We start from the raw sequence: 10,660 nt of genomic DNA on the forward strand, positions 1-10,660 counted from the left end.
CCCCCGCCCGGGGCGGCCCCGGGTTCACAGCCGGCCGATGGGCGCGGATCGGCGGGCCCGGGCGGTGGCACGCACCGCCGAGGCGACGGCGGCGAAGAGCAGAAGCGCCGTGAGCGGCGCGAGTACGGAGCTCCAGGCGAGGTAGGCGTCGACGGCGAACGGCGCCGCCGCGACCGCCGCCGCGCCGACCCCGAGCCCGAAGATCCCGCCGTCGGGATCGGCGGCGCCGCCGCGCCACCCGGCGAGCAGCCCTCCGGCACAGGCCAGGACCAGGAACGGCCACAGGGCGTAGTCCGTCGACACCGGCAGCCGGTCCAGCGACAGGGCCGTCAGCGGCAGCCAGATCGCCGCCCCGGCCGCCCCCGCCAGGAGGCGCGCCCGCCGGGACGGGACGGCATCGGGCGGGCAGCCGGCGAGCACGGCCGCGGCGACCAGGCCCGCGCCCCCGGTGAGGACCCCGTCCGGGGTCCCGCCGTCCAGCGCCAGGACCGTTCCCGCGAGGACGGCCTGCGCCGCCGCCGCGTACAGTCGCCCGGCGGCCCACCGCCCCAGCAGCGCGAACACGGCGCACACCACCATTGCCGCCGCCGTCGCCGCCCGCGCGATGTCCTCGGCGAAGAACGCCGGAGGGCGGCCCTCCGCGCGCACGGCCGAGGCGTACGCCGCCATGTCGGACAATTCGAGACCCGCGTGCGCGGCCGAGGCGGCGAGCACGAACGGGGCCGCCGCGCCGCACAGCCGTCCCAGCGGCCGCCCCGACCCCAGCCCCGTACGCAGCCGCAGCGCGTGCGCCACGATGCCCAGCGCCTCACGTCCGCGCTCGACGCGCCCGGCGCCCGCGGTGGCCTCGTGGTAGACCGCCGCCACCTCGTCCCCGTACGCGGCCCGGAACCCGGCCGGGTAGAGCCGTATCAGACGGGTCATCACGCACCGGCCGCGGCGCTCGGACCCAGCCGCCGTACCGCTTCCCGGGCCGTGGCGGCAAGCCGCTCGGCCTCGCCGGCCAGCACCTCGCGTCCCCGCCCGGACAGACCGTACGACCGGCGGAGCCGCCCCTCGACGACCTCCTCGGCGCGGACCTCGATCAGCCCCTGTGTCACCAGCCGTTCCAGAGCGCTGTACAACGTCCCCGTCCGCAGCGCGACCCGGCCGCCGCTGATCTTCGCCACCTCCTGGATGATCGCGTACCCGTGCCGGGGCTCGTCCGCCAGCGCCGTGAGCACCAGCAAGGTCGGTTCCTGCATCGCCCGTTCAGTCATGTCGACAACATATGCCGACGATCGGCATATGGCCAAACGCCGGGCGCCACGAGCCCCGGGCGAAGGGGGGGAGGCTCTCCTCGAACGCGACCTAGAATGAGCCGCATGACGACGTGGTGGTTCCTACGCCGGCCCCAGGGCGGGGCGCGTAGGGAAGGCAGACATGGCTCATTCACCGCACCGTCGCCGCAAGGGCTGCGGGGTGTGCAATCCGCACAAGCTGCGGGGGTACGGACGCTCGGTCCGTGACCCCTGGCCGGTCCTGCGCAAGCTGGGCCGCAAGCGCCGCCTCGGCCGCGGCGACCTGGGCGACCAGGGCTGAGAGACGCACCGCGGGGCCGGTCCGCCGACGTCGCGCCCGGCCCGCGCGCTCTCCTCGTGGCCCCGCGGCCACGGGGGAGTGCGCGTTCCGGGCGTCGCGTGCCGGGCGGGACTTCGCGGACACGGTTCGGCGCACGGACCGGAGGAGCCCCGCCCCACGGGCGGACGGCGCTTCTCCGACGACACGGCCGCGCCGGCGCACCGGGGACGCCGCCGTCCCCGCGGCACCCCCGGGCACCGGCGCCCCCTCGTGATCCCTCGCCTACGGCTGCCCGCGCCGCGCCGGGAACGAGGGGACGGACAGCATGCGCCAGGCGGCCGTCCCGCAGACGGTCGTGACGGCCAGGGCGACCAGCGGACGGCCCCACCGCGGCCGCCCCGCAGAAGCCGCCCCTCCCGCCCCCGGCCTCGCGGCCACCGCCCCCGCGACGGGCGCGGGCGCCGGCGGCACGCGACGGGCCAGGGCGGCGACATCGTCCCGGACGCGGGCCCATTCCCGTACCGCCTCCTCGTCACCTGTGCAGGCACGGACGAAGGCCGCCAGAAGCTCCGCCCGGGGCAGCGTGCCCCTGGCCAGGGCGCCCGCCGCCGTACTGGACGGCAGGAAGTCCCCGGCCTCCCGGGCCCGCGCCGCGATCTGCCGGTACGTCAGCCCCGACCCGTCCTTGAGCCGCCGCATACGGGCGACCAACTCCTCCGGTGTCGACACCGGATCCGGACCTACGAGGTGACTCACGATCCACCGTCCTTTCCGCGAACAAGGGAGCCTTTGGCCCCCACGCGCCCCTCCCGGGCCCGCGCCCGCGCCCGCGAGTTCCGGCGGCACGCGTTCCACCCGGCCGCCCCCGTGACGGCCTGGGTGGCTCTCACGCCCCACGGCGGTGGCGGCCGTTCGCGCCGACCGATGACGGCGCGGCTCCGCCGCCACCCGCCGGACATTCCCCCGTCCGGCCGCCACCGCACCGTGGCGGGGCCGCTGGATCCGGCCCCACCACCCCATACAACAAGGGCGGGGATTGTTCGAGAAGCCGACTTCGAGCTGTCCGAACAATGGTCTGGCGGGGCCACGCCCCCCGGTGTCGGATGGGTGCATCGGGGCCCGTGGGAAATGGGGCCACTGACAAGGGGGTACGCGTGGCGGGACGTCGTGAGGTACCGATCGATCCGGAAGCCGGACCGGTCCAGCGATTCGCGTACGACTTGAGGAAGCTCAGGGAGTCGGCGGGCCGGATCACCTACCGGGACATGGCACGGCGCGCCGGATACTCCGTCTCGACCCTGTCCCAGGCCGCCGCGGGCGAACAACTGCCGTCCCTGCCCGTGGCACTGGCCTACGCCACCGTCTGCGGAGCGGACCCCGACACCTGGGAGACCAAGTGGCACCGGGCAGCCCGCGCCGTCGAGGAACGGGCGTCCCGCGTCGTCCACCGCGACGCGGCCGGCGCCCCGTACCGGGGACTCGCCCGGTTCGAACCCGGCGACCGCGACCTCTTCTTCGGCCGGGACGGCCTCGTCACCGGCCTCGTACGCCTCCTCGCCGCCCACCGCCTCGTCATCGTCACCGGCGCCTCGGGCAGCGGCAAGTCGTCGCTGCTGCGCGCGGGCCTCATCGCCCGCCTCCGGGAATCCCCCGACGACGAACCGCTCCTGCCCTGTACCGGCATCCGGATCCTCACCCCCGGCCCCCGCCCCGCCACCACCCACACCCCCGTCCTCACCCCCCGCCGCCGCCCCGGCGACCCGGGGAGCGGCGACACGATCGTCGTCGTCGACCAGTTCGAAGAGGTCTTCACCCTCTGCCGGGACCCGGCCGAACGCGCCCGCTTCATCGACCTCCTCCTCGCCGCCCGGGACCCCGGCAGCGGACTGCGCGTCGTCGCCGCGGTCCGGGCCGACTTCTACGGCCACTGCACCGAACACCCCGATCTCGTCGACGTCTTACGGAAGGCGCACCTCCTCGTCGGGCCCATGACCCGCGCGGAGCTGCGCCAGGCGATCGTCGGCCCCGCCCGGGCCGCCGGGCTCATCGTGGAACGCGAACTGACCGTCCGGATCGTCGAGGAGACCATGGGCGAGCCCGGCGCCCTGCCCCTGATGTCCCACGCCCTGCAGGAGGTCTGGCGCCGGCGCCGCGGCCGGACCCTCACCCTCGCCGCGTACGAGACCGTCGGCGGCATCCGCGGCGCCGTCGCCGACACCGCCGAGGAGGCGTACACCCGCCTCACCCCCCTTCAGGCCCGCTCCGCCCGCCATATGCTCCTCCGGCTGATCGCCCCCGGCCACGGCTCCCAGGACACCCGGCGCCCCGCGCCCCGGGCCGAACTGGAGGACATCGGCGCCCACGGCGCGGCGACCGTCCTCGAGAACCTCGCCCGCGCCCGGCTCGTCACCCTCGACGGGGACACCGCCGACCTCGCCCACGAAGCCCTCATCACCGCCTGGCCCCGGCTGCGGTCCTGGATCGACGAGGAACGCGTCCGCCTCGTCGCCCACCGACGGCTCACCGACGACGCCGCCGCCTGGGAGGAACTCGACCGCGACCCCGGAGCCCTCTACCGCGGCACCCGGCTCGCCGCCGCACAGGAGGCGTTCCCCCCGCCCCACGACGGACTCACCCCCGACGAACACGCCTTCCTCACGGCCAGTACCGCCGCACAGCGCCACGAGGAACGGACCGGGATCCGCGCCGCCCGCCTGCAGCGGCGCCTCATCGGCATGCTCGCCCTGCTCCTCGTCCTCGCCCTCACCGGCGGCCTCACCACCTGGCACCAGTACCGCGGCATCGCCCGGGAACGCGACAACGTCATCGCCGCCCAGTCCGCCGCCCTCGCCCGCCAGCTCTCCGCCCAGGCCGGCGTCCTCTTCGAGGGCAACCCGGAACTCGCGTCGCTGCTCGCCGTCCACGCCTACCGGCTCGGCCCCAGCGCCGAGGCCGTCGGCAGCATCTACCGGATCGCCGAGTTCGCCTTCAAGAGCCGGCGCGTCGTCGACGCCGATCCGTCCGCGCTGGTGGCGTTCACCCCCGACCTGGGGACCGCCGTCTACGCCGCCGACGCGAAGAGCACCCGGTACTACGGAACCCGGTCCGGCGGCCGGCGCGTCACCCACGACGGCCCCGACGGAGCGGCGACCGCCTTCCGGATCGCCCCCGACGGCCGCACCTCCGCCACCGCCGTCGGCCCCGTCGTCGTCCTGCGGGACGCCGGGACCGGACGCCTTCGCGCCTTCCTCACCGGCCACCGGAAGAACGTCGGCACGATCGCGTTCTCGCCCGACGGCGGCACCCTGGCCACCGCGGCCGACGACGGCACCATCCGGCTCTGGGACACCGGGACCGGACGAAGCCGCGCCGTCCTCAGCGGCGGCGACGGCGTGTCCGCGCCCCGCGCCGGCGTCACGGCCCTGGCCCTGGACCGGGACGGCGGTACCCTCGCCACCGCCGATACGGAAGGCACGGTCCGGCTCGTGGACGTCGCGACGGACGAGCGCCGGATCCTCACCCGCGGCGCCGCGCGTCCCCGGAGGGCGGGGCCGACGCCGCGCAACACGTCCCCGCTGTCCTTCGCGCCCGACGGCCGCACCCTCGCCGTGGGACACCAGGACGGCGCCACCCGCATCTGGTCCCTCACCACCGGCCGGGTCCGCGGTACGTTCCCGGGGGAAGGCCGGAGCCCCCTGTGGAACGTCTTCAGCCCCGACGGCAAAGCCCTGGCCATCGGGGACGCCGACAACAGCAACATCCAGCTGTGGGACATCGGGGTGAACACCGTCTACGGGGTCATCGCGGGCCAGGAGGGCCCCCTGACCGCCCTCGCCTTCGACCGGGACGGCAGCACCCTCGCCACCGCGGCCACCGACCGGACCGTCCGCCTGTGGCGCGCCGACAACCGGCTCCGGCACACCTTCACCACCACCTCCCGCACCGGAGTCGGCGCCCTCGCCTTCGGCCCCCGAGGCGGCACCCTCGCCGCCGTCGGCGGCCTCGCCCAGGGCCGTGAGGCGAAACCGCCGAAGACCTCCGAAGCCCGGCTCTGGGACAGCCGGACCCGCACCCTCCGCGACACCGTCACCGGCATCGAGGCGGGCGGCGCCGTCACCCTCGGCCCCGACGCCAGGACCCTGGCCTACGTCGACCGCCGCGGTGCCGTCCGTATCGGCGACATCACCACCGGGAGGACCCGCGCCCCCCTGCCGCACCCCGGTCCGCCGCCGTCCGTCCTGGCCCTCGGCCCCGACGGCCGTCTCCTCGCCACCGGCGGCGGCGGCACCGTGCGGATCTGGGACATCACCACCGGAGAGCTCCGCCGCACCCTGACCTCACCCGCGGTCCGGCGCATCGCCTTCAGCCCCCGCGGGGGGATCCTGGCCGTCGACGGCGGCGGGGCCGTACGCCTCTGGGACATCCCCGACGGAGCCGTACGGCACGTCCTCAGGGTCCCCGAATCCGGTGACCTCGCCTTCAGCGCCGACGGCCGTCTCCTCGCCACCGGCGGCGGCTCCGTCCGGCTGTGGGACACCATCACCGGAGAGCTCCGCCGCACCCTTCTGCGCCATACGCGACCCTCCCTCACCCTCGTCTTCAGCCCCGACGGCAAGACACTGGCCTTGAACGGCTTCCGCGCCCCCTTCTTCTTCCGCGCCGCAGCCGTCGGCCGGGACTCCGTCCACCTGTACGACGTCGCCACCGGTCAGCAGCGCCGGACCTTCACCACCCCGGACGTCGCGGTCGACGCCCTCGCGTTCAGCCCCGACGGAGGCACCCTCGCCACCGGCAGCTCCGACGGCGCCGTACGGCTGTGGAGCGTCTCCTTCCCCACCCTCGCGGAGTCCCTCGACGGAATCTGCCGCGCCGTCAACCGCGACCTCACCCCCCAGGAACACCGCACCTATCTGCCCGGCCGCCCCTACACCCCGGCATGCGCGACCGCCGACGACCGACCGCCGACGGCCGACCGCCGACGACTGACCGCCGACGGCCGACCGTCGGGAACCGGCCACCGGAAGTACCCCGGGCCGCCCATGATCTACTGACGACCAGGCGCTCCCCGCCCGCCCCGGGGGAGCCACCCGCCCGACGAGGAGGACCGAGTGATCACCCCCGCACCCCCCGTGGCCGGCGGCCTCGTCGTCTTCCTCAACGGCACGTCCAGCTCGGGCAAGACGAGCCTCGCCCGCGAACTCGCCTCCCGACTGGCCGAACCCTGCTTCCATATGCCGGTGGACACCTTCCACGCCATGCGTTCCGCCCCCGAACTGCCCCCGGACGAACTCGCCGCCGTCCTCGAACGCACGTGGCGGGGATACCACCGCGCGGTCGCCGGCATGGCGGCGGCGGGGAACACCGTCGTCGTCGACCACGTCCTGAGCGAACCATGGCGCCTGCGCGACTGCCTGGACCTGTTCCGTCCGCAGGACGTCGTCCTCGTCGGCGTCCACTGCCCGCTCCCCGAACTGGAACGCCGCGAACGATCCCGCGGCGACCGTCCGCCGGGCCTGGCCGCCCGCCAGTTCGACCGGGTCCACGCCCGCGGCGAGTACGACGTCGAAGTCGACACATCACGGTCGACCCCGGCGGAGTGCGCGGCCGTCGTCGCGGACTACCTGCCCCGACGGGCCACCCCCACGGCGTTCCAGCGCCTGCGGCCGACCACCGGTTGACCCGCGCCCCCGGCCGGCACCGGGATCCGGCCCGTCACCCGCCGGTGGACACGGCCCCACCGGAGGCCCCGGAGGCCCCGGACACCCCGGAGATCGCGGTACGCAGGGCGGCGGCACCGGACTCGGCCAGCCAGCCGTCCAGGGTGCGCAGCCCCGGGTGAACCACCCGCAGAACCTCGATATCGGCACGCCAGCGCTGCCCAGAAGCCCACCATCCGTGGACGTCGGCGATCTCCGGATGCAGCGCGGCGGCCTCGTCCCGGCTCAACCGCTCATAGCGCACCCCGACACCGATCGCGTCACCGATCGCGGCCGCCGCCTCCGCCGGTGTCGGATCGTCACCCGCCAGCTCCAGAACCCGCCCCCCGAACCGCTCCGGCCGGTCGAAGGCCAGCGCTGCGAACTCGGCGATGTCCTCGGGCGCGACGATCTGCACCGGCTCGTCCGGCGGAAACACATGCCGGTGGACACCGTCCACGATCCCTTCGAGACCGGGCAGCGACGGACGCAGATAGTTCGTCATGAACCGCGCGGGCCGCAGCACGGTCACCAACGGCAGACGGGCCCGGAAGTACTCCTCGAGCCGCCGCTTCCCCGCGAACACCGGAAGGTCGTGCGGGGTGGAGGCGACCCCGGTGAAAACCGTGTGACCCACCCCCGCGGACACCGCGGCGTCGGCCAGGGCGCGCCCCCGTACGACCTCACGGTCCACATCACCGCCACCGGGACCGTAGGACACCGGCGGTACGGCGAACAGGGCGGCCGCACCCTCCAGCGCCGGCGGCAGACTCGCCGGTACGTCGAAGTCCGCCCGGACCGGCTCGGCCCCGGCCCGCGCCAGCGCCACGGCGGCGGGCGCCGACGGGTCCCGCACCAGAACACGGACCGGCCGCCCCGCCGCCAGCAGCCGGCGCGCGGTCGCACCCCCTTGCCTGCCGGTCGCGCCGGTGACGACGACGATCCCGCCCACCGTGTTGCCCATGAAGTCCTCCTGATAGCTCGTCCGCCGATCTGGAATACTCCAACCCGGTTACTCGCGAGCGACAAGGGGTTTCGTGACATGACCGGCACGCACCCGGGCGGCGACCGTGCCGACGCCCGCCGGAACCGCGCCCGGGTCCTCACGGCGGCGACCGAGGCGTTCACCGCCGACGGACTCGACGTATCCCTCGGGACGATCGCCCACCGCGCCGGAGTCGGCGCGGGCACCGTCTACCGGCACTTCCCCAGCAAACAGGCCCTGCTCGAAGCCGTCCTCGTCCGGCATGTCGACGACCTCGCCGCGTGCGGCCGGCGGCGCGCCGCGGCCCACCCGCCCACGGAGGCGTTCTTCGCCTTCCTCCACGACATCGTCGAACGCTCCCGGGGCGGAGGCCACGTATGCGACGCCGTCATCGCCGACGGAAGCTGGCCGCACCCCCTGCTCACCGCGTCCCGGCGGCGCTTCGGCCACACCCTGACCACCCTCCTCGACGTCGCGCAACGCGCCGGAGGCGTCCGTACCGATGTCGGCCCCGACGATGTGACAGCCCTGGCTACCGGATGCGCCGCCATCCTCGCCGCCCACCCCGACCGGGCCGCCGGACTCCGCCTCGTCACCCTGACACTCGACACCCTGCGCACCTGCGGCACCGTCACGAAAGCACACCACTTGCGTGACGACCCGTGCGCCGAATGCGGTACTCCCCTCCCGCACCGCCCCACCGGCCGCCCCGCCCGCTACTGCGGCGCGACCTGCCGCCAGCGAGCCCGCCGCCGACGCCTCGCCCCCTGACCCCGGCCCGAACGGCGGATCACCCCCGCGGGCCGTCGTCCCCCGACGCCCGACACCTCCGACATCAGACACCCGGCGACGCGACGGACGGCTCCGCGAGCGCGGCACCCGCCCCGGCACAGGCCGACGTTGCGCCCTTCTCCGGCTTCCCCGGCCCTCCCGACCTCTTCGGACTCCGCACGACGCAGGCCAGAGCCGTCAGGAGCGTGACGCCGCCCGCGAGCGCGAAGCACACCCCCAGCGGCAGCCGTGCCACCAGCAGACCCGCGACCGCCGTACCGACCGAGATCCCCGCGTTCACCCCCGTATTGACCCAGGCCCCCGCCTGGGTGCGGCGCCCCGGCGGTGCCGTCTCGTCGGCCAGCAGATACGCCGTGGTCAGCGCCGGCGCCACGAAGAAGCCGACACACGCCATCGCCACGGTCAGCGTTCCCAGCCCCGGCGCGAGCCCCGCGGCGGCCAGCGCGATCCCCAGGCCGACGGCCAGCAGCGCCAGCCGCACCCGGGTGCCGGTCCGCCAGGCGACCGCACCATTGAGCAGCCCGCCCGCCGCGCTGCCCGCCGAGAGGGCGGCGAGCACCCAGGCGACCGCCCCGTCCCCGTGGTGCCGCTGCGCGGCGGAAGCGAGCACGAGCAGCTCCGCGGCCCCCAGCGCCAACCCGACCCCGGCCGCCACCACGGGTGCCACCGGCCCCAGCGCGCCCCGCCCCCGAGTCCGCCGCCCCCGCCCCCGCCTCCGGGCCGGGGCACCCTCCGCCGGATCGGCGAAGGGCCGCAGCTCCCGCACCGCAGGCGACAGGACGAAAGCACACGTCCCCACCGCCACGAGGAGCGCGCTCGCCACGATGCCGACGGCCGGAGGCACGATCTGCACGAGGGCGCCGATCAGCAGCGGCCCCAGGACGAACAGCAGCTCCTCCGCGACACCGTCCAGGCTGAACGCCCGCTGCAACAGCGCCGGTTCATCGGTGAGTTCCCGCCAGACGGCCCGCATGGACGGACCCAGCGGGGGTGTCGCGGCGCCCGCGGCGGCGGCCAGGACACTCAGCAGGAGGGCGGAGCCGCCGGGCCGCCAGACGGCCGCCGCGAGAGCTCCGAGAAGTCCCGCGTAGAGCAGGGCCATCGGCAGCAGAGCCGGACGCGGGCCGTACCGGTCGACGAGGGCGGCCCGGAAGGGCGAGAGGAAGACACTGGTGGCGCCGAACAGCGCCATCACGGTTCCGGCCACGGTGTACGAGCCGGTGGACCGGTGCACCGCCAGCATCACGGACAGGGCGACGATCCCGTACGAGAGCCGCCCCAACAGTGCGGCACCGAAGGTGCGTCGGGCATGGGGCAGGCGCAGAACGGCGGCATACGAAGGCCGCCCGGCAACGGGCTGAGACATGGGAGATTTCCTCGATCGAGGCGGAAGAAGGGACGCCGGGGCCCCGCGAGCGCGCAGCGCGGTCGCGGGATCGAGGGCGTGCCTACGCCAAGAGGAAGATCATGGGAGCCAACATAGCAGCGGCGGGCCGCCGCCGGCAGCCCCCGATGTCTTGGACCCCCCCCCCCGGGGGGGGGCCCAAAAAACGGGGGCGGGGGGGAGTGGGGCTTGTCGGGGGTAGGAAGCGAAGGGATTTTAAAAAATAAAAAACCACAACAAAAA

Annotated in this window: 9 protein-coding genes; 4 read left to right on the forward strand and 5 right to left on the reverse strand. The window is 75.2% G+C overall.

Annotated elements, in window-relative coordinates; all coding sequences use genetic code 11:
• Positions 1-24: 24 nt before the first annotated feature.
• Positions 25-924, reverse strand: coding sequence for a hypothetical protein (locus ACFXG1_RS32330; RefSeq protein ID WP_384745747.1), 900 nt, complete (start codon positions 922-924; stop codon positions 25-27).
• On the reverse strand, positions 924-1,259 hold the full coding sequence (locus ACFXG1_RS32335; protein WP_384721679.1) for a PadR family transcriptional regulator: 336 nt from the start codon (positions 1,257-1,259) through the stop codon (positions 924-926). The genes ACFXG1_RS32330 and ACFXG1_RS32335 overlap by 1 nt, the downstream gene beginning before the upstream one ends.
• A 163-nt stretch (positions 1,260-1,422) precedes the next feature.
• Between ACFXG1_RS32335 and ACFXG1_RS32340 the strand changes: the two genes are divergently transcribed.
• Positions 1,423-1,581, forward strand: coding sequence for a hypothetical protein (locus tag ACFXG1_RS32340; RefSeq protein WP_384721681.1), 159 nt, complete (start codon positions 1,423-1,425; stop codon positions 1,579-1,581).
• A gap of 261 nt (positions 1,582-1,842) precedes the next feature.
• On the opposite strand, the gene ACFXG1_RS32345 is transcribed toward ACFXG1_RS32340, so the two are convergent.
• A complete protein-coding gene (locus ACFXG1_RS32345; RefSeq protein WP_384721684.1) occupies positions 1,843-2,316 on the reverse strand; it encodes a hypothetical protein in 474 nt (157 codons plus the stop codon).
• Positions 2,317-2,714: 398 nt separating this feature from the next.
• On the opposite strand from ACFXG1_RS32345, the gene ACFXG1_RS32350 reads away from it, so the two are divergent.
• Positions 2,715-6,611, forward strand: a complete 3,897-nt coding sequence (locus ACFXG1_RS32350) for a helix-turn-helix domain-containing protein (RefSeq protein WP_384745749.1) — start codon at positions 2,715-2,717, stop codon at positions 6,609-6,611.
• Positions 6,612-6,668: 57 nt separating this feature from the next.
• Entirely contained in the window at positions 6,669-7,238 is a 570-nt protein-coding gene (locus ACFXG1_RS32355; RefSeq protein WP_384719011.1) for a chloramphenicol phosphotransferase CPT family protein, read from the forward strand.
• A 34-nt stretch (positions 7,239-7,272) separates the two neighbouring features.
• On the opposite strand, the gene ACFXG1_RS32360 is transcribed toward ACFXG1_RS32355, so the two are convergent.
• Positions 7,273-8,220 carry an NmrA family NAD(P)-binding protein gene (locus ACFXG1_RS32360; RefSeq protein WP_384719009.1) on the reverse strand — a complete coding sequence of 316 codons (948 nt, stop codon included), beginning with the start codon at positions 8,218-8,220 and terminating at the stop codon, positions 7,273-7,275.
• A 78-nt stretch (positions 8,221-8,298) separates the two neighbouring features.
• Between ACFXG1_RS32360 and ACFXG1_RS32365 the strand changes: the two genes are divergently transcribed.
• A complete protein-coding gene (locus ACFXG1_RS32365; protein WP_384745752.1) occupies positions 8,299-9,012 on the forward strand; it encodes a TetR/AcrR family transcriptional regulator in 714 nt (237 codons plus the stop codon).
• Between the two features lie 64 nt (positions 9,013-9,076).
• Here the strand turns inward: ACFXG1_RS32365 and ACFXG1_RS32370 are convergent, their stop codons facing one another.
• Positions 9,077-10,399, reverse strand: coding sequence for an MFS transporter (locus tag ACFXG1_RS32370; protein ID WP_384719005.1), 1,323 nt, complete (start codon positions 10,397-10,399; stop codon positions 9,077-9,079).
• Between the last annotated feature and the right edge of the window lie 261 nt (positions 10,400-10,660).

The organism is Streptomyces sp. NPDC059248 (genome assembly GCF_042753905.1).
Lineage (GTDB): Bacteria > Actinomycetota > Actinomycetes > Streptomycetales > Streptomycetaceae > Streptomyces.